23 protein-coding genes are annotated in these 23341 nt (G+C 67.8%); 10 read left to right on the top strand and 13 right to left on the bottom strand.

Annotated elements, in window-relative coordinates; all coding sequences use genetic code 11:
• Positions 1-12: 12 nt before the first annotated feature.
• Positions 13-642: a hypothetical protein gene (locus J2Y49_RS10515; RefSeq protein ID WP_310114753.1), complete on the bottom strand. Its 630-nt coding sequence runs from the start codon at positions 640-642 to the stop codon at positions 13-15.
• Between the two features lie 108 nt (positions 643-750).
• On the bottom strand, positions 751-909 hold the full coding sequence (locus J2Y49_RS10520) for a hypothetical protein (protein ID WP_310114755.1): 159 nt from the start codon (positions 907-909) through the stop codon (positions 751-753).
• Positions 910-1011: 102 nt separating this feature from the next.
• On the opposite strand from J2Y49_RS10520, the gene J2Y49_RS10525 reads away from it, so the two are divergent.
• Positions 1012-1575, top strand: a complete 564-nt coding sequence (locus tag J2Y49_RS10525) for an ankyrin repeat domain-containing protein (protein ID WP_310114757.1) — start codon at positions 1012-1014, stop codon at positions 1573-1575.
• Between the two features lie 27 nt (positions 1576-1602).
• Positions 1603-2586: a cobalamin biosynthesis protein gene (locus J2Y49_RS10530; RefSeq protein WP_310114761.1), complete on the top strand. Its 984-nt coding sequence runs from the start codon at positions 1603-1605 to the stop codon at positions 2584-2586.
• Here the strand turns inward: J2Y49_RS10530 and J2Y49_RS10535 are convergent.
• The 3 genes from J2Y49_RS10535 to htpX all read right to left on the bottom strand — a co-directional run bounded on the left by J2Y49_RS10535 (position 2583) and on the right by htpX (position 5398).
• Positions 2583-3317, bottom strand: a complete 735-nt coding sequence (locus J2Y49_RS10535; RefSeq protein WP_310114762.1) for a hypothetical protein — start codon at positions 3315-3317, stop codon at positions 2583-2585. The genes J2Y49_RS10530 and J2Y49_RS10535 overlap by 4 nt on opposite strands.
• Before the next feature lie 26 nt (positions 3318-3343).
• A complete protein-coding gene (locus J2Y49_RS10540) occupies positions 3344-4276 on the bottom strand; it encodes an exopolyphosphatase (protein ID WP_310114763.1) in 933 nt (310 codons plus the stop codon).
• Positions 4277-4375: 99 nt separating this feature from the next.
• Entirely contained in the window at positions 4376-5398 is a 1023-nt protein-coding gene (gene htpX / locus J2Y49_RS10545; RefSeq protein ID WP_310114764.1) for a zinc metalloprotease HtpX, read from the bottom strand.
• A 116-nt stretch (positions 5399-5514) separates the two neighbouring features.
• Here htpX and J2Y49_RS10550 point away from each other — a divergent pair, with 116 nt between their 5' ends.
• Complete coding sequence (locus tag J2Y49_RS10550) at positions 5515-5703, top strand: DUF1674 domain-containing protein (protein ID WP_310114765.1); 189 nt, start codon at positions 5515-5517, stop codon at positions 5701-5703.
• Positions 5704-5710: 7 nt separating this feature from the next.
• Here the strand turns inward: J2Y49_RS10550 and J2Y49_RS10555 are convergent, their stop codons facing one another.
• From J2Y49_RS10555 to J2Y49_RS10575, 5 genes are all read right to left on the bottom strand, one after another.
• Positions 5711-6775, bottom strand: a complete 1065-nt coding sequence (locus J2Y49_RS10555; protein WP_310114767.1) for a sn-glycerol-3-phosphate import ATP-binding protein UgpC — start codon at positions 6773-6775, stop codon at positions 5711-5713.
• A gap of 25 nt (positions 6776-6800) precedes the next feature.
• Positions 6801-7649, bottom strand: coding sequence for a sn-glycerol-3-phosphate ABC transporter permease UgpE (ugpE, locus tag J2Y49_RS10560; RefSeq protein WP_310114769.1), 849 nt, complete (start codon positions 7647-7649; stop codon positions 6801-6803).
• A complete protein-coding gene (gene ugpA / locus J2Y49_RS10565; RefSeq protein WP_310114770.1) occupies positions 7646-8530 on the bottom strand; it encodes a sn-glycerol-3-phosphate ABC transporter permease UgpA in 885 nt (294 codons plus the stop codon). Before ugpA ends, ugpE begins: the two co-directional genes overlap by 4 nt.
• Before the next feature lie 224 nt (positions 8531-8754).
• Entirely contained in the window at positions 8755-10107 is a 1353-nt protein-coding gene (gene ugpB, locus J2Y49_RS10570; RefSeq protein WP_310114771.1) for a sn-glycerol-3-phosphate ABC transporter substrate-binding protein UgpB, read from the bottom strand.
• A gap of 299 nt (positions 10108-10406) precedes the next feature.
• Positions 10407-12008 carry an ATP-binding protein gene (locus J2Y49_RS10575; protein WP_310114774.1) on the bottom strand — a complete coding sequence of 534 codons (1602 nt, stop codon included), beginning with the start codon at positions 12006-12008 and terminating at the stop codon, positions 10407-10409.
• Positions 12009-12278: 270 nt separating this feature from the next.
• Between J2Y49_RS10575 and J2Y49_RS10580 the strand changes: the two genes are divergently transcribed.
• Entirely contained in the window at positions 12279-13046 is a 768-nt protein-coding gene (locus J2Y49_RS10580; RefSeq protein ID WP_310114776.1) for a SprT family zinc-dependent metalloprotease, read from the top strand.
• A 30-nt stretch (positions 13047-13076) separates the two neighbouring features.
• Here the strand turns inward: J2Y49_RS10580 and J2Y49_RS10585 are convergent, their stop codons facing one another.
• Positions 13077-16334, bottom strand: coding sequence for an EAL domain-containing protein (locus J2Y49_RS10585; protein WP_310114778.1), 3258 nt, complete (start codon positions 16332-16334; stop codon positions 13077-13079).
• A gap of 426 nt (positions 16335-16760) precedes the next feature.
• Between J2Y49_RS10585 and purB the strand changes: the two genes are divergently transcribed.
• The 4 genes from purB (at position 16761) to rarD (ending at position 19990) form a co-directional block, all read left to right on the top strand.
• Positions 16761-18056 (top strand): adenylosuccinate lyase, encoded by a 1296-nt coding sequence (gene purB, locus J2Y49_RS10590; RefSeq protein ID WP_310114780.1) that lies wholly within the window; start codon positions 16761-16763, stop codon positions 18054-18056.
• 158 nt (positions 18057-18214) lie between these two features.
• A complete protein-coding gene (locus J2Y49_RS10595; protein WP_012973287.1) occupies positions 18215-18454 on the top strand; it encodes a BolA family protein in 240 nt (79 codons plus the stop codon).
• 110 nt (positions 18455-18564) lie between these two features.
• Entirely contained in the window at positions 18565-18906 is a 342-nt protein-coding gene (grxD, locus tag J2Y49_RS10600) for a Grx4 family monothiol glutaredoxin (RefSeq protein WP_149225436.1), read from the top strand.
• A gap of 160 nt (positions 18907-19066) precedes the next feature.
• A complete protein-coding gene (gene rarD / locus J2Y49_RS10605; protein ID WP_310114788.1) occupies positions 19067-19990 on the top strand; it encodes an EamA family transporter RarD in 924 nt (307 codons plus the stop codon).
• Positions 19991-19993: 3 nt separating this feature from the next.
• On the opposite strand, the gene J2Y49_RS10610 is transcribed toward rarD, so the two are convergent.
• On the bottom strand, positions 19994-20659 hold the full coding sequence (locus J2Y49_RS10610; RefSeq protein WP_310114790.1) for a TetR/AcrR family transcriptional regulator: 666 nt from the start codon (positions 20657-20659) through the stop codon (positions 19994-19996).
• Between the two features lie 135 nt (positions 20660-20794).
• Between J2Y49_RS10610 and J2Y49_RS10615 the strand changes: the two genes are divergently transcribed.
• Positions 20795-21925: an alkene reductase gene (locus J2Y49_RS10615; RefSeq protein WP_310114792.1), complete on the top strand. Its 1131-nt coding sequence runs from the start codon at positions 20795-20797 to the stop codon at positions 21923-21925.
• Between the two features lie 145 nt (positions 21926-22070).
• On the opposite strand, the gene J2Y49_RS10620 is transcribed toward J2Y49_RS10615, so the two are convergent.
• Positions 22071-22583 (bottom strand): hypothetical protein, encoded by a 513-nt coding sequence (locus tag J2Y49_RS10620; protein ID WP_310114795.1) that lies wholly within the window; start codon positions 22581-22583, stop codon positions 22071-22073.
• Between the two features lie 322 nt (positions 22584-22905).
• On the opposite strand from J2Y49_RS10620, the gene J2Y49_RS10625 reads away from it, so the two are divergent.
• Positions 22906-23301: an iron-sulfur cluster assembly accessory protein gene (locus J2Y49_RS10625; protein WP_310114797.1), complete on the top strand. Its 396-nt coding sequence runs from the start codon at positions 22906-22908 to the stop codon at positions 23299-23301.
• Positions 23302-23341: the final 40 nt, after the last annotated feature.

Consider the following 23341-nt stretch of genomic DNA (forward strand, 5'->3'; position numbering starts at 1 on the left):
GGACTCCCATGCTTACGTCGACCCGGTCTGCCGCACGTCGTGGACTTCGGCCGGCTGGGTGGCGTGGCGGTTCAGCACCTCCAGCGCGATGCGTTCGCGGGCGGCGTCGCCGACATTGACCCACAACAGGATGCCGCCCTTGTCGAGATGCTGCAGCATCGGCTCGTTGCGCTTGTCGGTGATCCATTGCGACAGGAAGGAGCCGGCGGCCCCGCTGCCGACCCCGGCCGCAGCCGCAGCGGCGGCGGCGGCGAGCGCCGTCCCGCCGGTGGCCAGGATGGCGCCGGTGGCGATGATGGCGCCGACATAGGCGGGGAAGCCGACGGCGGCACCCTGGCCGCTGCCGATGTCCTCCGGCGAGATGTAGGCCTGCCGCGGCGCGTCGGGATTGTGGGCGAGGCTGCCGACATCGCCGGGCACACTGCCCAGCCGCTCGCGGATCGTCTCGTCGTTGGCCAGCAGGCTCAGTTCATGGCGTTGGAAACCGGCCAGCGACAGGTCGTCGATGGCGTTCTGCAGGGATTCGCGGCTGTCGAAGATCGCCACCGCTTCGCGCACCGTAGCGTCTGCGGATCCCCCGCTGTCTCCGGTCCAGGCGCTGGAATCGATTGTGGTCGGGTTCTGGTCGCGGCTCTCGATCATGCCTCCACCCCTTCGCATCGCAGGACGTCCGTACAATCCGGATCCAACCGCAAAGCGGGGCCAAGGTTCCGCCCATGCTATTGCCGAGTCTTCCGATGAGGCTTCCGATCAGGAGCGGGCCGCCGCGGCGGGCGGCGGCACGACGCCGCGCGGCTCCGGCATGGCGCCCAGGAACCACCAGAGGCCGACCCCGATCAGCACGGCCTTCACCAGCAGGAACAGCGCGATGTGGCGGGCAAGCGGGTTGCAGAGCATGACGGTCCTCATGTCGATGCGGCGCCCGCACGGAACAGGCAAGGCCGATCTGGCAATGGCGCCCGTCTTTTGGCTAGTATCCGGCACCCCTGCTGTCAAGGAAGGACACCCGCCATGAAGCGGCTCCTGCTCGCCACCCTCCTCGCCGCCGGCCTGTCCGCCGGCTCCGCCGCTCCGGTCCTCGCCCAGATCAGCCTGTTCCAGGACACCGGGCTGATGCAGGCGGTCAACGAGGGCGATGTCGCCAAAGTGAAGGGCGCCCTGTTGCGGGGCGAGAACCCCAACCAGGCCGATATCCACGGCAAGACCGCCCTGCTGGCCGCGGTGGATCGGTCCAATCCGGCGATGGCCGGCCTGCTGCTGGACGGCGGCGCCAACGTCAACCGCGCCGACAAGGCCGGCAACACCCCGCTGCTGACCGCTGCCGAGAACGGCAATCCGGAGCTGATCGACCTGCTGCTGAAGAAGGGCGCCAAGGTCGACATGGAGAACCGCGAGGGCATGACCCCGCTGATGGTCGCCGCCCGCGCCGGCCGCGCCGACGTGGTGGACCGGCTGCTGAAGGCCGGGGCCAAGGTCGACCGCTCCGACTTCACCGGCCGCACCGCCCTGAACTGGGCGCAGGAAAGCCGCAACGCCCGCGTCGGCACCCTGCTGCGGCAAGCGGGCGCCCGCTGATGCACATCCTCTAGTCGCGGAGACGCCATGTTCGGTTCGGCCTTCGGCGGTCCCGGCCCGCTGCTGCTTCTGCTGCTGGCGCTGGGGATCGACGCGCTGTTCGGCGACTGGCTGGACCGCATCCTGCCCGACCCGGCGGGGCTGGCGCGGCGCTTCTGCAATGCCGCCGATGCCCGGCTGAACCGGGCGGAGCGGGGCGCCTCGGCACAGCTGTTCCGCGGGACGCTGGTGGTGCTGTTGCTGCTGCTGATCGCCGTGGCGGCGGGATTGGCGGTCGAATGGGTCGGTTCCATCGGCCGCGGCTGGATGCTGGAACTGCTGGCTCTGCTCTGCGGCCTGCGCGGGCGGGCGGCTTGGACCCGCGTGCGGGCGGTCCGCCGCGCGCTGGAGAGCGGCGGCGTGGTGCCCGGCCAGGAGGCGATCCAGTCGCTGACCCGCCGCCACGTCTATGGCCTGGACGAGCACGGCATCGCCCGCGCGGCGGTGGAGGCCGCGGCCCGCGCCTTCGACCGCAAGCTGGTGGCGCCGGTCTTCGGCTATGCCTTGCTCGGTGTGCCGGGCCTGTTCGTCTGGACCGCGATGGACGGCGCCGACGCCGCACTCGGCAGCCCAGGCGTGCGCCATGGCCGTTTCGGATCGACCGCGGCGACGCTGGACGACGCGCTGAACGCGCTGCCCGCCCGTCTGGCCGGTCTGCTGCTGGCGCTCGCCGCCCCCTTCATCGGCACCGCCAAGGCCGGCGGCGCTTTCCGGACACTGCGAAGCGACGCACGCAAGCACCCGTCGCTGAACATGGGCTGGCCCATCGCGGCGATGGCTGGCGCGCTGGGCCTCGCGCTGGGCGGCCCTCACCGTGACGGCGGCGTGGTCATCACCGAAAGCTGGATCGGCGACGGCCGAGCCCGCGTCACCCCCGCCGACATCGGGCGAGCGCTTGCCCTGACCGCCGTCGCCGCCCTGCTGCTGGTCGGATTGGTGGCGCTGCTGCTGTGGGGCGTGGCGGGGATTTAGGCGGGGATTTGCCCGGCCGCCTGCGGCCCGACATCCTCCACCATGTAGAACGGCCCCCGCCGGTCGCGCTCGACCCGCAGGATGAAGCGGCTGATCCCGCCGGCCTTGATGGTCCAGAGATCATCGCCGTCGTCCAACGGGCGAAGCTCCAGCTCGTCCGGCACCGGGGCCTCGCCCAGCCGCTTCAGGATGCGGTCGGCGCGGGTGCGGTCGATGGCGGGCAGGCTTTCGGCGGCACGGGCGTCGAAACGGTCGCTCTTCACATAGCGGGTGCCGGCACCCTGGATCGGGCTGGAGGGCCGGCCCGGTTGCATCCGCGCGCGCGCCGCCATCAGCCGCCAGCGCGCCGTGCCGCAGGCCTGCACCGCCGCGGCATGGACGGCGGCGACCCGCTCGATCAGGTCCGGGAACAGCGGCATCAACTCCCGCCGCTTGTAGGCGACGCGGCTCATCAGGTCGTGGATGGAGCGTTCGGCCGTCGCGGCGGCCTCCGGCAACTCGTCGGTCTCGGCCGCCAGCAGGGCCGGAATGGCGTCGAGCGCCGCCCCGGACACCAGCGCGTCGATGCGAGCCAGCGCCGCCGCCCCCGCCGCATCGGTGCGGGCGATGGCCTCGGCAACCACCGGGCGGGCGCGGTCGAGCGCCTCGGCCCGCGGCACGTCGTCGGACAGGGCGGACAGCCAGCCGGCGTCGAACAGGGTGCCGTCGGGGAAGGGAAGAAAGGCGCTCAATCGCTGAAGATCCGGTCGGTGACGTGTCAGCCGTCCGCCCGCATGTGGGCGACGATGGCCTCCAGTACCTCTTCCGCCCGGTCGTTGTCGACCTGGCAGGTGCCGGCCGCCTGATGGCCGCCGCCGCCATATTGCAGCATCAGCGGGCCGATGTCCGTCTTGGAACTGCGGTTCAGGATCGACTTGCCGCAGGCCAGCACCGTGTTCTGCTGCTTCAGGCCCCACAGCACATGGATCGACACGTTGGTGTCGGGGTACAGCGCGTAGATCATGAAGCGGTTGCCGGCATAGATCGTCTCCTCACGGCGGAGGTCGAGCACGATGACGTTGCCGCGCACGGTGGCGCAGCGCTTCAACTGGTCGACGAACAGTTCGGCATGCTGGGTGTAGAGCTCCACCCGCTCCTTCACGTCGGGCAGATCCAGGATCTGCTCGATGGAATGGCTGCGGCAGTAGTCGATCAGGTCCATCATCAGCTGGTAGTTCGACACCCGGAACTCGCGGAAGCGGCCGAGGCCGGTGCGCGCGTCCATGATGAAGTTCAGCAGGGTCCAGCCGGTGGGGTTGAGGATGTCCTCGCGCTGGTACTGCGCCGAGTCGGCCTGATCGACCGCCGCCATCATCTCGTCGGAGATGGTGGGGAAGCGCTCCTTCCCGCCGTAATAATCATAGACGACGCGGGCGGCGGACGGCGCCTTGGGATCGATGATGTGGTTCGCCTTCCCGCCGACGCGCATGGTCTCCGACAGGTGATGGTCGAACACCAGATGGGCGCCTTCGACGTAAGGCAGGTTGGTGGTGATGTCGCGGTTGGTGATCTCGATCTTGCCGTCCTGCATATCCTTGGGATGGACGAACTTGATCTCGTCGAGGATGCCCAGATCCTTCAGCAGGACGGCGCAGACCAGCCCATCGAAATCGGACCGGGTAACGAGGCGGTATTTCGCGACTTCGGACATGCAAGCTTCCCCTGGCGGCCGTCTTGGTTGAGCGCTGGCCGGAAGGGTAGTCGTCCACCCGTCCGGCGCGCAATCCTTTAACAGCGGCCGCTTCGGAGATCAGCCCCAGGGACCGCGGCGGTTCTGCGGCATGAAGCCGCCCTCGCCGCTACCCTGCGGCGGTGCGCCCCAGGGCGAGCGACCGTCGCGCGACGGGGTGTGCCCGCCACCGAAGCCACCGCTAAAACCGCCACTGCCGAAGCCGCCGCCGAAGCTGCCGGTCTGGGCCGCCATGGCGCGCAGCCGCGCCACCCTCTCGCCCATGTCGGGGTGGGTGGAGAACAGGCTGGCCATGCTGGCTCCGCTCAGGGGGTTGGCGATGAACAGATGGGCGGTCGCCGGGTGCGCCTCCGCCTGATAATTGGGGATGTGGTTGGCGCTGTTGTGGATGTTGGTCAGCGCGTCGGCCAGCCAGTTGGGACGGCCGCAGATTTCCGCGCCGATGCGGTCGGCCTCGAACTCACGGGTCCGGCTGATCGCCATCTGCACCAGCGTGGCGGCGATGGGGGCGAGGATGGCGGCCAGGATCGCCCCCACCATGCCCAGCGGGTTGCCGCCTCGCTCGTCGCTGCTGGAGGCGCCGAAGAACAGGCCGAAGTTGCCGAGCATCGAGACCGCACCGGCGATGGTGGCGGTGATCGTCATGATCAGGGTGTCGCGGTTCTTCACATGAGCCAACTCATGCGCCATCACGCCGGCGATTTCCTCCGGCGTCAGGCGCTGCAGCAGGCCGGTGGTGGCAGCGACCGCCGCATGCTCCGGATCGCGGCCGGTGGCGAAGGCGTTGGGCTGGTCGTTCTCGATGATGTAGACGCGCGGCATCGGCAGGCCGGCACGTTCCGCCAGCCGGGCGACGATGCCGTGGAACTCGGGCGCCGTATAGGCATCGACCTCGCGGGCGCCGTACATCGACAGCACCATGTCGCCGGAATTCCAGTAGCTGAACAGGTTCATGCCCAGCGCGACGACGAAGGCGATGATCAGGCCGGTCTTGCCGCCCAGCAGGAAGCCGACCGCCATGAAGATCGCCGTCAGGCCGGCAAGGAGAATGGTGGTCTTCAGATAGCTGGTCATGGTCGCCATATCGGTTCAGGATGGGCCGAAGCGGGGTAACCCGCCCCGCTCCAAGCTATGCCCGAGATATGGACCCGACCCGGGCCGGCGTTCAAGATGCCCGCCAGAATGCCCGCAGTATCGCGATGGATATGATGACCGAACCGACCAAACCCCAGCAGACCACCGCCGACCCGGCGACCGACCAGACCACTCCGGACACCACGGAGACAAAGGGTCCCGAGCAGAAGCCCGGCGAGATCGGCGGCCCGAAGGGACCGGAGCCGACCCGCTACGGCGATTGGGAGTTCAAGGGGCGCTGTTCGGACTTCTGATCGCCGGTTACTCGACCCGGCGCCCGGTCACCGCGTCGAACAGGTGCAGGGCGTCGGTCTGCGGGGCGACGGTCAGACGGTCGCGCTCGCGCACGGTGGGAATGCCGGCCATGCGGACCAGCAGCGCCTCGCCATCCGGCAGGCGGCCATAGACCACCGTGTCGGCCCCCAGCGCCTCGACCAACTCCACCTCGATGGAGAAACCGTCCGTCGCGGCGGCCAGATGTTCCGGGCGAATGCCCAGCTTGATCGGCCGGCCGGCGTCGGTCGGGCGCGGCTGCGGCAGCGACAGGCGCTGACCGCCGGGCAGCAGCACCGCCTCGCCACGGTCGTCGATGCGGCCGTCCAGAATGTTCATCGGCGGCGAGCCGATGAAGCCGGCGACGAACAGGCTGGCCGGGCGCTGGTAGACCTCCAGCGGCGTGCCGATCTGCTCGGCCACGCCATGGTTCATCACCAGGATGCGGTCGGCCAGCGTCATCGCCTCCACCTGATCGTGGGTGACGTAGAGGCTGGTGATGCGCAGCCGGTCCTGCAGCCGCTTGATCTCCACCCGCATCTGGGTGCGCAGCTTGGCGTCCAGGTTGGACAGCGGCTCGTCGAACAGGAAGGCGGCGGGCTCGCGCACGATGGCGCGGCCCATGGCGACGCGCTGGCGCTGGCCGCCCGACAGCTGGCTCGGCCGGCGGTCGAGGAAGCGGCCCAGTTCCAGGATCTCCGCCGCCTTGTCGACGCGGGCCCGGATTTCCGCCTTGGGAATGCCGCGGATCTTCAGGCCGTAGGCCATGTTGTCGAAGACCGTCATGTGCGGGTAGAGCGCGTAGTTCTGGAACACCATCGCGATGTCGCGGTCCTTGGGCTCCAGATGGTTGACCACCCGCCCGCCGATGGCGATCTCGCCGCCGGTGATGCCCTCCAGCCCGGCGACCATGCGCAGCAGGGTGGACTTGCCGCAGCCGGACGGCCCCAGCAGGACGAGGAACTCGCCGTCCCGGATCGCGATGTCTATGCCCTTGATCGCTTCGACCGGCCCGTAGGATTTGCGGACGTCGCGGATTTCAACGGTTGCCATTGTTCTTCTTTCCTTCGTCCGCGTCTTACTTTTCGCTATCCACCAGGCCCTTGACGAACCAGCGCTGCATGAACACCACCACCGCCACCGGCGGCAGCATCGCCAGCACCGTGGTCGCCATGATGAGGTTCCAGTCGTTGGCCGATTCCCCGGTGCCGATCATCTTGGTGATGCCGGTCACGATGGTTTCCATGTCGCCGCTGCTGGTGACCAGAAGCGGCCAGAGATACTGATTCCACCCATAGATGAAGAGGATGACGAAGAGCGCGGCGATGTTGGTGCGCGACAGCGGCAGGACCACGTCGATGAAGAAGCGCACCGGCCCGGCCCCGTCGATCTTGGCCGCTTCCAGCAACTCGTCCGGAATGGTCAGGAAGAACTGGCGGAACAGCAGCGTCGCGGTGGCCGACGCGATCAGTGGAATCGCCAGCCCGGCATAGGTGTTGATCAGGCCTAGGTCGGCGACGACCTTGTAGGTCGGAATGATGCGCACCTCCACCGGCAGCATCAGCGTGATGAAGATCAGCCAGAAGAAGGCCATGCGCAGCGGAAAGCGGAAGAAGGCCACCGCATAGGCCGACAGGATCGAGATGGCGATCTTCCCCAACGCGATGGCCAGCGCCATGATCAGGCTGTTCAGCATCATGGTGCGCACGGGCGTGTATTTGGCGCGCGCGCCCGCCTCGCCCGCCCAGGCCTGGGCATAGTTGGCCGCCCCCTCCCCGCCCGGCCACAGCGGCAGACCGCCGCGGCCGATGGTGCCGGAATCCCAGGTGGAGCCGATCAGCGTCACATAGATCGGATAGGCGAAGACCAGCACGCCGACGATCAGGACGATGTGCGGCACGAAGTCGATCAAACGGGTCTGCTTCATGCGTAATGGACCTTGCGCTCGATGAAGCGGAACTGCACCGCGGTCAGAGCGATGACGATCACCATCAGGATCACCGACTGGGCCGACGATCCGCCGAGGTCGTTGTTGACCACGCCGTCATGGTAGACGCGGAAGATCAGCGTCTCCGTCGCCTTGCCCGGCCCGCCCTGGGTCAGGGCATGGATGGTGCCGAAGGTCTCGAAGAAGGCGTAGACCATGTCGACCACCAGCAGGAAGAAGGTGGTCGGCGACAGCAGCGGGAAGGTGATGGTCCAGAACCGCCGCACCGGACCGGCGCCGTCGATGGCGGCCGCCTCCATCACCGAGCGCGGGATCGCCTGCAGGCCGGCCAGGAAGAAGATGAAGTTGTAGGCCACCTGCTTCCAACTGGCGGCCATGATGACCATCCACAGCGCCTGCCCGCCGTTCAGCCGGTAGTCCCAATCATAGCCGAGCGCCCTCAGCGCCCGGCCGAAGGACCCGATGTCGGGGTTGAAGATGAACATCCACAACACCGCCGCGACGGCCGGGGCCAGGGCATAGGGCCAGATCAGCAGCGTCTTGTAGGCGCGCGCGCCCTTGATCTTGGAGTCGGCCAGCACCGCCAGCAGCAGCGCCGTGCCCATCGACATCACGGTGACCGCGACGCTGAAGACCATGGTGACCTTCAGCGTGTCGAGGTAGTTCGGGTCGGTCAGCACATGTTCGAAATTCTCGAACCAGACGAATTCGCTGCGGATGCCGAAGGCGTCCTGCAGATGCACCGACTGCCAGACCGCCTGGGCCGCCGGCCAGATGAAGAACACCAGCGTCACCGCCACCTGCGGCGCGAGCAGCAGGTAGGGCAGCAGCCGGCTGTCGAATGTCACGCGACGCTGCAAAGGATGGTCTTTCGTCGGTTAGATGGCGCGCATTTGGGGGTTCCCCCTCTCCCCCCAATTCCCCCTCTCCCCCCGGGGAGAGGGTCGGGGTGAGGGGGGATGCATGGGGTGGATTGAGCGAGGAGCTACGACGTCGCTTGTCGAAAAAGCCTCGCCGCGCATCCCCCTCACCCTAAACCCTCTCCCCGGGGGGAGAGGGGATCCCCAGGAGATTACGTCCGAACTCAGCCCTTGTTGGCGCGCTCGAAGTTGCGGAGCACGGCGTTGCCGCGCTTGACCGCGGAGTCCAGCGCCTGCTTGGCGTCCTGCTGGCCCTGGAAGGCCTTTTCAAGCTCTTCCTGGATGATGTTGCGGATTTCCGGCAGGTTGCCCAGCCGCAGGCCCATGCTGTTCTCGGTGGTGGGCGTGCGGGTCAGCTGGGCGGCCGGCACGTCGGCGCCGGGGTTCTTCTCGTAATAGCCCTGGGCCTTGGCCAGTTCGAAGCCCTTCATCGTCACCGGGACATAGCCGGTGTCCATGTGCCACTTGGCATCCACCTCGGGCTTGGCAAGATAGCTGAAGAACTGCGACACGGCCTTGTATTCGGCCGGCGTGCGCTTGGGCGAGGTCATCACCCAGAAGGCGGCGCCGCCGATGATGCTGTTCTTCGGACCGTCCTTGGCGAATTCCGGCCAGTAGGGCAGCGGGGCGGCGCCCCAGGCGAAGGTCGCCTCCTTGGTGGTGCGGCTGCGCAGGCCGGACGAGCCGTGGATCATCGCGCATTCGCCCGACGGGAACAGGGCGTCCGGCTTGTTGTCGCGGCCGCCATACTTGAACAGCCCCTCCTTCTGCATGTCGATCAGCGTCTGCACATGCTTGACGAAGAGCGGGGCGTCGACCTTCAGCTCGGCGTTCAGGCCATCGAAGCCATTGGCCTGACTGGCGAACGGGGTGTTGTGGATGGCGCCGAGCTGTTCGAACTGCGCCCACACCGGCCAGGAGGTGGTGAAGGGACAGGTCGAGCCGGACGCCTTCAGCTTCTTCGTCGCCTCGATCATCTCCGGCCAGGTCGCCGGCGGCTTGTTCGGGTCGAGGCCGGCCTTCTGGAAAGCGTCCTTGTTGTAGAACATGATGGTGCTGGAGCTGTTGAACGGCAGCGCCATCATCTTGCCGTCCTTGGACGAGTAGTAGCCCTTCACCGCCGGGATGTAGGCGTCGGCGTCGAAGGCCGCACCCGTCTCCTGCATCAACTGGTAGACCGGCTTCACCGCCGGGCCGGCCGCCATCATGGTGGCGGTCCCGACCTCGAACATCTGGACGACGTGCGGCGCGTTGCCGGCCCGGAAGGCGGCGATGGCCGCCTGCATCGTCTCGGGATACGCCCCCTTGTAGGAGGCGTTGACCTGGACCGCCTGCTGGCTGTCGTTGAAGCCCTTGACGACCTGCTCCAACTGGCCGCCCAGCGGCTGCGGCAGGCCGTGCCAGAAATCGATCACCGTCTTGGATTGCGCCAGCGCGGACCCCGGAAGGGCGGCGAACAGCAGCGCGGTGGTGGTGGCGGCGCCCGTCAGGAGGGCAAGCTTGCGGCGGGTCAACATGCGGTGGGTCTCCCTGTCCCGGTATGGTGCGCGGTTGTCATGAGGGCATTGGGTTGCCTTCCCGCGACGTTTTCGTGAAGTTTTGGTGGCAGACGCATGCGGCCATATGTTCGGCCATTTGTTTGCGCTTGCGAAAAGCACTGATAACCCGATGATCGCTTTCGAAATTGTTTGGTTGCTCTAAGCGTCACACTGCCCACGCATGACCGGGTCTGTCAAGACGCCGCATTACGGTTTTGCGACGTGAAAATCCGGCCAACCGGAATGTTGCGGAGCGAAAATGCGTGGGCGCGGAAAGGCTAACGCGAACAGATGACGTCCGGTCGCCATGCGCCCGCCGGAACGGCACCCGCCCCCGCCTGCAGACTGCGGCTGAGCAGGCGGCGCAGAGCCGCGGGGTCGCAAGGCTTGTGGACCAGCGGCAGGCCGCTGCGGTCGACGCTGCGCAGGCGGTCGGGATCGGTATCTCCGGTCACGATCACGCCTGGCACGCGCCGGCCGCAACGGGCGCGCACCGCCTGGATGGCGTCGATGCCGGTCTCCGGCCCCGACAGGCGCAGGTCGGACAGCACGAGATCGGGAGCGGCGGCGGCGCTGTCCAGTTCGGCGCAGGCCTCGACGATGCCGCGGGCGGGGATGACGGCATAGCCCCAGCCGCGCAGCAGCATGCCGATCCCTTCCAGCTGCATGGCGTCATCCTCGATCACCAGCACCGTGCCGGCCTTCGCCGGAGCGGCGGAAGCCGACGTTCCGACGGCCGGTTCCGGTTCGCTGTCGGCGGAATCGTCGCCCGACCGGTCGCCGTCGGAACCGGACAGCGGCACCTCCACCGCGAAGACCGAGCCCTTGCCAGGCTTCGAGCGCACCGTCACTGGATGTCCCAGCACCTGCGCCAGCCGGCGCACGATGGCCAGCCCCAGCCCCAGCCCCTGCTTGCGGTCGCGGCCGGGGTTGCCGAGCTGATGGAAGTCCTCGAAGATCACGGCATGGTTGGCCGGGTCGATGCCGACGCCGGTGTCCCACACCTCGATGCGCAGGGCGTCGCCGCGCCGCCGCGCCGCAAGCAGGATGCCGCCCTTCAAGGTGTAGCGCAGGGCATTCGCCAGGATCGGCCGCAGCAGCCGTTCCATCAGCACGGGATCGCTGGCCACCTGGGCATCGAGCGGACGGACGTTGAAGCGCAGTCCCTTGGCCTCCGCCTCCGGCCCGAACTCCTCCAGCATCTTGGCGAGCAGTTCGTCGACCGGGAAGGTCTGCGGCTTGGCCGTGACCAGCCCGGCTTCCAGCGCCGACACCTCCAGCAGGGCCCGCAGCAGGGTCTCGCCGCCGACGATCGCCTGCTCCAGCTTGTTCGCCAGCTCGATGGAGGCCGGATCGGTCAACCGGCCGATCAGCAGATGGTGGAACAGATGCATCGCCTGGAAGGGCTGGCGCAGATCGTGGCTCGCCGCCGACAGGAACTTGCCCTTGGCGGTGCGGGCGCGCTCCGCGTCGGCACGCGCCTGCGCAGCCTCCGCCCGCGCCTCCGCCAGGGCCGCCGCCCCCGCGTCGGCGATCAGCGCCACCGCGCGGATGGCGCCGCCGGCATCCCGCACCGGGTTCAGCGCCACGGCCTGCCCAAGGCCGGGGAACGGTCCGGCACCGCTCGCCGGCGTGCCCGTCGCCAGCACCTGGCGCCGCAGCACGTCGATCGCGTCCGCCGCCCCCGCCGGCAGCCCGCCCTCCGCCAGGGTTCGCCCTTCGACCGCATCCTGGACACGTCCAAGAGCTTCGGCGAAGGCGCGGTTCGCCGCGAGCACGCGCCCGTCTTCGCCAAGCAACGCATGTGGAGCGTCGTTGGCCGACAGCAGCGCGTCGAACCAGTCCGCGCGGCTCGGCGTCTGTCCTTGGATGAGAGGCATTGGCATGTACTCGGCAAAACTGCGGGGAAGTCCGAAGATAGAGGAAAAGGCGTTCCGAACTGTGGGAAAACGGGGATCGCGGGACCACCGCGTTACCTCTGCTTTATCTTGTGCTCCGATCGATCGTGTCAAATGTGACCTCAGTCGATCCCATAGCCTATGGTTCGTTCAAAGGCCCTAATGCTTTAAGCCGAGGCTGCGCCGTAACTCCTTTATCGCCAAGGTGGGAGGACGCTTTCGCATGCGGCCGAAGCCGCGCTATAAGACGGCATGGTGCAGCGCCGCCCTTCCCTCCCCGCCCTCTTGCGCAAACGCAAGCGATCCGCCGCCCGGCCGCCCCAGCCGCCGCGGGCTCTGGAGATTTCCGGCCTGCCGATTCCGCTGGAGTTGCGGGAGAGTGCGCGCGCCACCCGCATGACCCTGCGCGTCGATGCCGGGCGGGGGTTGGTGCAGGTTGTCGTTCCGGTCGGCGTGTCGGAGACCGACGCCCGCCAGTTCGTCGGCCGGCATGACGGCTGGCTGCGGGCGCGTCTGGCGGCGATGCCGCCCTCCCTGCCCTTCGCCGACGGGGCCAGCGTGCCTTATTTGGGCGTCGAACATGTCATCCGCCATGACCCTGCCCTGCGCGGCCCGACCCGGATCGAGGAGGGCGCCCTGCTGGTCGGCGGCCAGCCGGAGCATGTGGCACGCCGCGTGCGCGACTTCCTGGCGGCCGAGGCGAAGCGCGAGCTGTCGACCCGCGCCCGCGTCAAGGCCGCGTCCATCGGCGCCCGCGTCGCCGCCGTCACCATCCGCGACACCAAGAGCCGCTGGGGCAGCTGTTCGTCCACCGGCCGGCTGTCCTTCTCCTGGCGCCTGATCCTGACGCCGGAACCGGTGCTGGACTATGTCGTCGGCCACGAGGTGGCGCACCTGCGCGAGATGAACCACTCTCCGCGTTTCTGGGCGCTGTGCGCCAGCCTGACCGCCGGGCGGAATGTCGAGCTGCCGCGGGCCTGGCTGAAGGCCAACGGCACGCGGCTGCTGCGGTACGGGTGACGCGGAAGCGGCCGGGGCATAGTCCAGCCTCTACTCCACCGTCTCCGCCAACTGCGCTGGAGCCGTGCCGGCATCGCGCTGGACGAAGGCCAGGAAGTCCTCGTACGGCATCGGGCGGCCCAGCAGATAGCCCTGGCACTGGTCGCAGCCCATGGCGGCGAGACAGTGATACTGCTCTTCCGTCTCCACCCCCTCGGCCAGCGTCTGCATGCGCAAGCTGCGCGCCATGCCGATGATCGCCTCGGCGATGGCGCCGCTGTCCGGGTTGCCGGCACGCAGACCGCTGACGAAGCTGCGGTCGATCTTCAGCTTGTCGACCCGGAAGCGCTTCAGATAGGCCAGCGAGGAATAGCCGGTGCCGAAATCGTCGATGGCGAGCGGCACCCCCATCTCGCGCAGCTGCGAGAAGGTTTCCGACACCACGTCGGAATCGTCCATCAGGACGCTTTCCGTCACCTCCAATTCCAGCGCCGAGGGCGGGATGCCGTAGGCCGACAGCCAGCCGGCCACCCGCTCCGCCAGTCCGGGGCGGCGCACCTGCACGGCCGACAGGTTGATGGCGATCAGCAGGTCCTGGTGCCGCAGCAGTTCCGCCGTGCGGCGGCAGGCCTCCCCCAGCACCCAATCGCCCAGCGGCAGGATCAGGCCGGTATCCTCGGCCACCGGAATGAACTGGCCGGGCATGATCAGCGTGCCGTCGGGCTGGCGCCAGCGCACCAGCGCCTCCGCCCCGATCAGCCGGCGGCCATCCAGCGAGAACTGCGGCTGGAAATGCAGCTCCAGCTCGTTGTTGGCCAGGGCGCGGCGCAGGTTGTTCTCCGTCCACATCCGGTCCGAGGCGCGGCGGTTCAGCTCCGGCGTGAAGAACTGGTAGGTGGCGCGCCCGGCCTCCTTGGCAGCGTACATCGCCATGTCGGCGCTCTTCAGCAGCGCGTCGATGCCGGTGCCGTCGTCCGGGTAGACGGCGATGCCGATGGAAGGCGTGACCTGCAACTCGTGCCCGTCGATCACATAGGGCTCCGACAGGGCATGCAGCACCTTGCGCGCCACGATGCCGGCCGCGTCGGGGCTGTCCATGTCGCTGATGAGGATGATGAACTCGTCGCCGCCCTGGCGGCTGACCGTGTCGCTGGCCCGCACGGTGCCGAGCAGCCGCTCCGCCACCTCGCGCAGCAGCCCGTCGCCGACCTGATGGCCCAGGCTGTCGTTGATGGTCTTGAAGCGGTCGAGGTCGACGAACAGCAGCCCCACCTTGGTGCCGTGGCGTCCGGCGGCCAGCATGGCGCGCTCCAGCCGGTCGCGCAGCAGGAAACGGTTGGGCAGGTCGGTCAGGAAATCGAACTGCGCCAAGTGGCGGATGCGTTCCTCCTGCGCGCGGGTCTCGGTGATGTCGGTGAAGGCGGCGATGTAGTTGGCGACCGCTCCATCTTCGTTCCGCACCACCTTGATGCTAAGCCATTCCGGGAATACTTCGCCGTTCTTGCGGGTGCTCCAGATCTCGCCGGCCCAATGGCCGCTTTCGCGCAGCTGCGCCCACAGATCCTCATAGAAGCCCGGCGGATTGCGGTCGGAGCGCAGGAATTCCGGACCGCGGCCCAGCACCTCCTCCCGGCCGTAGCCGGTGATGCGGGCGAAGGCGTCGTTTGCGGCAACGATCCGGCGGTGTTCGTTGGCGACGAACATGCCTTCGGCCGCGTTGTCGAACACCTTGGCCGACAGCCGCAGCTGCCATTCCGCCCGCTTGCGCTCGCTGATGTCGCGGGCGATGGCGGAGTAGTAGACCTCACCCTCGTAGGTGATGCGGCTGGCCGTGACTTCCAGTTCCAGCGTGCGGCCGTCCGGGGTGTGGTAGACGGTCTCGTAATGGCTGGCCGCGTCCTCTCCTTCCGCCGCGAAGCGTTTCAGCAGGTCGGCCTGCCCCATCACCATATCCTCCAGCGTCCCGCCCAGCGCCTTGCAGCCGAAGGGGTTGATGTAGGCGATGTGCAGGTTCGCATCGGCCAGGACGACGATCTCCGACACATGGTCGATGAAGAAGTTGGCGAGGTAGAGCTGCCGCGCCCGTTCGCGCAGCATGCTGTCGCTGTGCCGGACCCGCAGCTGGTAGCTGCCGACGATGCGCCGGATCCAGCCGGTGACCAGCCACGACACGCCGACGGATGCGGCCAGCGCCACGCCCAGCACCGCGACCGTGGTCCAGACGCGCAGGTTGACGCCGCGGCTGATCTCCGCCCGTCGGGCCTCCATCTCCTTGCCGACATCGTCGATGTAGAAGCCGGCAACGAGGATCCAGCCCCACACGGTGGGGGCGGAGACATAGGCCATCTTCGGCGTCGGCCGCGCGGTGACCGGATGGATCCAGTCGTAGCGCACCTCCCCGCCGCCCTGGCGCCCCTGCTCCAGCAGGCGGGTGACGAGGTCGCGTTCGGTCTTCCACGGCAGGTCGCGCGCGTTCATCCCCTCCGACGCGGGCGCGGTGGGCGACAACAGGACCTGCCCGTCCTGCCGCAGAACGCCGATATAGCCGGTCTCTCCGAAGCGGAAGGCGCGCAGCCGTTCCAGCGATTCGCGCTGAAGCTGCGCCTCTGCCGCGCCCAGCGAATCGCCGGCGCCGATCAGCCAGTCGAAGGGTTCGAACCGGCGGACGAAGGCCAGCTTGTCCACCATCTGCGCCGGGTCGTCGGGCATGCGCCAGCGGTAGCGGGCGAAGCCGCGCAGGCTGGGGTCCTGGACCGCCCGCATCAGTTCGCGCGTCACCGCGGCACCCTGCGGATCGGGGGCCGCGAAGGGCGATGTCCCTTCCCGCAACGGATCGACCGGCATCAGCACCGACTCGCCGTTCAGGTCGTGAATGAAATAGTAGCCGCGCCCGCCGGAGAAGCGGAGCGGCCGCAGCGTTTCCTTGATGGATTCCTTCACCGCCGCTTCGGGCAGGATGTCCTTTTCCCGGTCATGGACGCTGCGGGCGATGGCATAGGCCTCGTCCACCTGGGCGCGCAGATGCTCCTTCAGAAGCGGTTCGACGCGCGACCGCATGTAGGCGAGGTAGGACTGCGCGTTCTCGACCTCCTGCACCAGGGCCTGATGCTGCTCCTGGACATAGCGCGCCTCGCTCTGCTTCAGGTCGTGCTCCAGGTCGGCCCAATGCTGCCAGACGAAATAGAAGCCGAGCCCGAGGACGAGCGCCGACACCAGCGCCATCGACGCCAGGAACTGCAGACGGTAGAGCCGGGCCTCGTCTGACGAGCGCGACGGCGCACGGACCAGCTCGGCGACGGGGTCGGACAAGAAGGGCTCCCTTCGGATGGCCTGATCAGAATCGAACTCGCGGAAACCGGCTGGAGGCCGGCCCCTATGCACTGTGCAAGTGTTGCTTAATGCTCGCGCGGATTCAACTGCAAGCGAATCAAATCCACCAGGGCGCGACTCTTTGACTGTTTTCCTCGCCCCATGATGGCCGACACGCGGCGTGACCGCAAGTGCACAGGGAAACCGCGGAAACTCCGCCTGTCGAGCATTAGGCGCGGATTCCCTTCGGCGGGCAACGATTCGACCGCGAAGATTAATGCGGCCGCGGACAGCCCGGTCCGGACGGGCGAACCGGAGCATCGCGAGGCTTTAAAACGCAAGTCCACGCCGCTATGGTCGCGCGCGCGTGCTATGAGACCCGCAAGCCACCCTCAATCCAGCGCCCGCATCCTCCGGAGAGTGCCGATGATCCCCCGCTATACCCGCCCCGAAATGGCCCGCATCTGGGAGCCGGAAAACCGCTTCCGCATCTGGTTCGAGATCGAGGCGCACGCCTGCGACGCGCAGGCCGAGCTGGGCGTCATCCCGAAGGAGGCCGCCAAGGCGGTGTGGGAGCGCGGCAAGTGGGAGATCGACCGCATCGACGAGATCGAGCGGGAAACCCGTCACGACGTCATCGCCTTCCTGACCAACCTCGCCGAATATGTCGGCCCCGAGGCCCGCTTCGTCCACCAGGGCATGACCTCGTCGGATGTGCTGGACACCTGCCTCGCCGTCCAGATGACCCAGGCCGCCGACCTGCTGCTGGCCGACATGGACGCCCTGCTGGCCGCGCTGAAGCGCCGGGCGTACGAGCACAAGGACACCGTCACCATCGGCCGCAGCCACGGCATCCATGCCGAGCCAACGACCTTCGGCCTGAAGCTGGCCGGCCATTACGCCGCCTTCGCCCGCGGGCGCGAGCGCCTGGTCCAGGCGCGCGCCGACATCGCCACCTGCGCCATCTCCGGCGCCGTCGGCACCTTCGCCAACATCGACCCGCGGGTCGAGGAGCATGTCGCCGCCAAGCTGGGCCTGTCGGTGGAGCCGGTGTCGACCCAGGTCATCCCGCGCGACCGCCATGCCTTCTACTTCTCGGTCCTGGGCGTGATCGCGTCGAGCATCGAGAATCTGGCGACGGAAATCCGCCATCTGCAGCGCACCGAAGTGCGCGAGGCGGAGGAATACTTCCACCCCGGCCAGAAGGGCTCGTCGGCGATGCCGCACAAGCGCAACCCGGTCCTGTCGGAGAACCTGACCGGTCTGGCCCGCATCGTGCGTTCCGCCGTCGTCCCGGCGCTTGAGAACGTGGCGCTCTGGCACGAGCGCGACATCTCACACAGCTCGGTCGAGCGCATGATCGGCCCCGACGCCACCGTCACGCTCGACTTCGCCCTGGTGCGCCTAACCGGCATGATGGAAAAGCTGGTGGTCTATCCGGAGCGCATGCAGAAGAACCTGGACGATTTGGGCGGGCTGGTCTTCTCGCAGCGCGTGCTGCTGGCGCTGACCCAGGCCGGCATGAGCCGCGAGGACAGCTACAAGGCGGTGCAGCGCAACGCCATGCAGGTGTGGGAAAAGGGCGGCAACTACCTGGACCTGCTGTCGAACGACCCCGACATCGCCAAGCATATCGGCCGCGACAAGCTGGAGCCGATGTTCGACATGACCTACCACACCAAGCATGTCGACACCGTGTTCAAGCGCGTTTTCGGCGAGTGACCTTCTGATGGCGCGGGCCGTCATGGCGTCTTCCGCAGATCGGCAAATATTTGCCGGTGGATGACAAACGGCCCGCCCGCACCTACTCTATCCTGAGAAGCATGTGCCCGGGCGGGGCAATCCTGAACAGAGCCCTGAACAGAACGAGGATTGGACCCATGGCGATGGAAGCCGCCACGATCGAAAAGCTCATCAAGGAGGGCATCCCGGACGCGGTCGTCGAGATCGCGGATCTGCGGGGCGATGGCGACCACTATGCCGCGCTCGTCACCTCCGCCGCCTTCAAGGGCAAGAGCCGGGTGCAGCAGCACCAGATGGTCTACGCGTCCCTGCAGGGCAAGATGGGCGGCGAACTGCACGCCCTGGCGCTGACCACCGCGGTGCCGGAAGGCGCCTGAGTACGGATGCCCGAGGGCGCCTGAAGACGGATGCCGGAAGGCGCCTGAATACAAGTCGCAACGGACATGGTCCCGGCACGGCCGGGCCGAATCGGAAGGGTTATCGAGTCATGGTCGATCAGAACGTCGTCGAGCGCATCAAGCAGGACATCGAGGGCAACGATGTCGTGCTGTACATGAAGGGGACCCCGGTGTTCCCGCAGTGCGGCTTCTCCGCCGCCGTCGTCCAGGTGCTGAGCCACACCGGCGTCAAGTTCAAGGGCGTCAACATCCTGGAGGATCCGGGCCTGCGCCAGGGTCTGAAGGAATACTCGAACTGGCCGACCTTCCCGCAGCTCTACGTCAAGGGCGAGTTGGTCGGCGGCTGCGACATCGTCCGCGAGATGTATGAGTCGGGCGAGCTGCAGACCCTGCTGGCCGACAAGGGTGTCGCCACCGGCGCCACCGCATGACGCGGCCGGTATCTTCAGGGACCAGTGCGAAAAGCCCCGCTTCGGCGGGGTTTTTTGTTGAGTGAACAGGGCGCGAGGCGGGAGTGATGCCGGTTGCGCAGCCCGGCCATGTCCGGCCGCCCGCTGCCGGATTGCACAAACAATGTGCTAAACGGACGGTATGGTTCAGACTCCGCCGCCCGCCAAGGCCCCGACCTCCACAACCGCGGCGTTCGTCGCGGCGCTGGCCTCCTACCTGATCTGGGGGTTGGTCAACCCGGTCTTCTTCAAATCGCTGGGCGACGTCGGCGCGGTGGAGATCGTGGCGCACCGCGTGGTCTGGACGGTGGTGCTGGTCGGCATCGGCGTACTGGCCACCCGCGGGCCGGCGGCGATCGTGGCGGCGGTGGGAAGCTGGCGCCGGCTCGGCGTGTTCCTGGTGACCACGCTGCTGGTCACCACCAACTGGACCGTCTTCATCTGGGCGGTGGTCAACAGCCGGCTGGTCGAGGCCAGCCTGGGATACTTCATCAACCCGCTGGTCAATGTGCTGCTGGGCGTGCTGTTCCTGAACGAAAAGCTCAGCCGCGGGCGGATCCTCGCGGTCGCCATCGCCGCGGCCGGCGTCGGCAGCCTCGTCGTCAGCTATGGCGCCGTGCCCTGGGTTGCCCTGTCGCTGGCGCTGTCCTTCGGTTTCTACGCACTTGTGCGCAAGAAGGCGGCGGTCGATCCGGTGGTCGGTCTGCTGGTGGAAACCGCGCTGCTGCTGCCGGCGGCGCTGGGCTATCTGCTGTGGCTGGGCGGCAGCGGGGCCTTCGGCCATGAATGGGGCGAGAGCATCCTGCTGGTTCTGGCCGGGCCGATGACCGCGGTGCCGCTGGTGCTGTTCATGATCGGCGCGACCCGGCTGACCATGACCACGCTGGGTCTGCTGCAATATGTCGGGCCGACCGGACAGCTTCTGCTGGGCGTGCTGGTTTATGGCGAGGCCTTCACCCGCAGCCACGCCATCACCTTCGCCTGCATCTGGGTGGCGCTGGCCGTCTTCACCGCGGACGCGGTGCACAGCCACCGCGCCGCCGCCCGCGCCGCCGCCGCGGAGTAACCATTACCGCGGCGTCAGGCCATGGGCGATGGTGTGGGCCAGCGTGCCGACCATGGCGCAGATGCCGGCGTCGTCGCGGCCGAACACCACCTGATCGAGGAATCCCAATCCGAAGCTGAGGGTCGCGATGCCGGCCGCCACATTGGCGAGGTCGGCGTCGGCGGCGATGGCACCGCGGTCGCGGAACCCCTCCAGCCGCTTGAGCAGGCAGGGAATGCGGCTCTGCGACAGGGTGCGGGCCATCTCGTCGGCAACCGCCTGATCGACCAGGGCCCGAGCCAGAACCACGCGGGTGAAGTCGCGGCATTCCCAGCTGTGCTTCAACTGCGCGTGCAGGAAGCGGGCAAGGTCGGTCTCCAGATCCTCGTCCGGCGGCGGCAGGTGGCAGCCACCCGACTCCTCCCGCCAATAACGCTCCACCACTGCCAGCAGCAGCCCGCTCTTCCCTGAAAAATAGCGCTGGATCAGCTGTTCGTTGACCCCGGCCCGCCCGGCGATCTCGCGCGTCGTCGCCGCGTCGAAGCCGCGCTCGGCGAACACCAGCTTGGCGGCGTCGAGCAATGCGCCCTCGGTCGCGGCCCGGTCGCGCTTGCGCGCCCCGCCCTCGCAGGCTCCGTCACTGGCGCCGTTGCCGGGGCAACAGCCGTCCGCATCCTTGCTTGCGTCCAAAACCCGTTCCTCTCCCGTGATGCCGCCGGTTCGATAATAAGTATGCAGATACATACTTGACAAGCGGCAGGCTCCGGTTCAAGTATGTACTCACATACATACAAGCCGATTTGCCCAACAGGGGGTAGTCCCGCCATGCCGCAGAGCATCGACACGCACAGCACCGCCGCTCCGGATCTGTTCACCCCACTGCGCCTCGGCGCGATCGAGCTGCCGAACCGCGTCGTCATGGCGCCGATGACCCGCAGCCGCGCCGGTGAAGGCAACTGCCCGACCGCGCTCACCGCCGAATATTATGCGCAGCGCGCCTCGGCCGGGCTGATCATCACCGAGGCGACGCAGGTCTGCGACACCGCCCAGGGCTATCCCAACACGCCGGGCATCCACACCGACGCCCAGACGCTGGCCTGGCGCGCGGTGGCCGACGCCGTGCACGATGCCGGTGGGCGGATCGTCACCCAGCTCTGGCATGTCGGCCGCATTTCCCACCCGCGCTTCCAGCCGAACGGCGCCGCCCCGGTCGCCCCCTCGGCCATCGCGGCGAAGGGCCAACTCTACACCGGTGCCGGCATGGAGCCCTTCCCCGTGCCGCGCGCCCTGGAAACCGCCGAGATCCCTGGTCTGGTCCGCCATTTCGCCGATGCCGCCAAGCGCGCGGTGTTCGATGCCGGCCTGGACGGCGTCGAGATCCACGCGGCCAACGGCTATCTGATCGACCAGTTCCTGCGCGACAGCACCAACACCCGCAACGACCAGTATGGCGGGACGGTGGAGAACCGCTGCCGCTTCCTGCTGGAGATCCTGGAGGCCACGGCCCATGCCGTCGGCGCTGACCGCATCGGCGTCCGCCTGTCGCCGACCGGTGTGTTCAACGACATGAAGGACAGTGACCCGCTGCCGCATTTCCTGGCAATCACCAAGGCGCTGAACCCCTTCAACCTCGCCTATCTGCATGTGATCGAGGGACGGCCCGGCCACCACATGGCTCCGCCGGAAGGGGCGCCGCATGTGGCGTCCGCCCTGCGCGCCGCCTTCAAGGGTCCGTTCATCCTGAATGGCGGCTACAGCCGCGGCGATGCCGACGCCACACTTGCCAAGGGTGAGGCCGACGCGGTCAGCTTCGGCGAGGCCTTCATTTCCAACCCGGACCTGCCCGTGCGCTTCCGTGCCGATGCGCCGCTGGCCGAGCCGGACCGCACCACCTATTACGGCGGCGACGCCAAGGGCTATACCGACTATCCGGCCCTGGAATCCGTCGCCGCCTGACCGGATTGCGGCCTCCCTGCCCCGGCGGGGCCGCAATTGCTCTCGACGTGAGAGCGCGTCGTGAGAGCGTCGTGAGACGCAAATCCCCGCTGCCCCCGGCCCGGCTCCCCCCTGGGCCGGGGGGCTTTTTTTGTGGAGCCGGCCTCTACGCCGCCCCGCCCTCTCCGTCCAGTCCGCGGGCCAAGGCGGCGATGGTGCCGTAACCGACCTGATCGGCCGGGTCGATTTCCGCCATCTTGGCGAGGATCGCCAGCGCCTTGTCGCGGTTGTGGCGGCGCAGTTCGATGAAGGCCAGCGCCTTCATGGTGAACAGGAAGAAGCGCGCCGGCCCGGCCGCCGTCCAGTCGGTGGAGCCCGCGGTCAGCTGCGACCAGTCCGCCTGAAAGCCGCCCTGCAGGGCTGCCGCATCCAGCCCGATGCGGGCCACCCGCTCCGCTTCCGCCAGCTTCTTGCGGTTGAAGTAGAATTTGTAGAGCGCATAGAAGACCGGCAGCACCCGCGGCCCCTTGCGATGCGCCTCCCACAGCAGCGACTCGCAGATCTCCGGCACGTCGCGGGCCTTCACCGCCTCCTGCAACAGTTCGTCGATCTGTTCGGGCACGTCGCCGAAGGCCATGCGGCCGTTCGACATCCTGAGTTCGATCGGTTCGTCGCTCATCGCTTCCCTCGCCTTTCCGCTGCCTGGATTTTCTGTTGAGAAAATCAACCATCCGGCGCACCGACGACGTCCCATGGTACGCGCGCGGGCACGGCAAAAGACCACAATATTTTTGTGCGGCGAAGTGTCGCGGCTGTCGCAAAGGCGACACGCGCCAAACCCGACAAAATGGTTCGTGTGCGGAACTTTGTCGGACTGTTGCCATGCCGTCCCGACCAGACAATCGTTGAAAATCAACGCTTTGCCCGTTTGGCACACCCCTTGCTCTACGTCTCGTCAGATCGGCCGGCACCCCCGGCAACGCGGCTTGAGGAGGCGGGACATGGTGACTCTGACGGATGCGGCGGTTTCCACCCTGGAACAGGTCCTGGCGAAGTCGGGCGGTGCGGCGGCCGGCTTGCGGATCGCCGTGACCGACGGCGGCTGCGCCGGCCTGAAATACCAGATGGGGCTGGAGGCGGCGGCCGGCGACGACGACGCGGTGCTCAGCTTCGGCCCCGTCACCATCTTCGTCGACGCCAACAGCCAGCCCTTCCTCAGCGGCGTGGTGGTCGATTTCGTCGAGGGCATCGAGGGCTCCGGCTTCAAGTTCGACAACCCGAACGCGACCAGCAGCTGCGGCTGCGGCAAGTCCTTCTCGGCCGGCGGTGAGGGTGGCGGCTCCTGCTCCACCACCTCGTCAGGCTGCGGGTCGTCGGCCCCCTACTCGACTCACTGAATTCGCCCCCGGACGGATCTTCCCGGACACTCTTCCCCTA

It is taken from the genome of Azospirillum sp. BE72, from assembly GCF_031455875.1.
Lineage (GTDB): Bacteria > Pseudomonadota > Alphaproteobacteria > Azospirillales > Azospirillaceae > Azospirillum.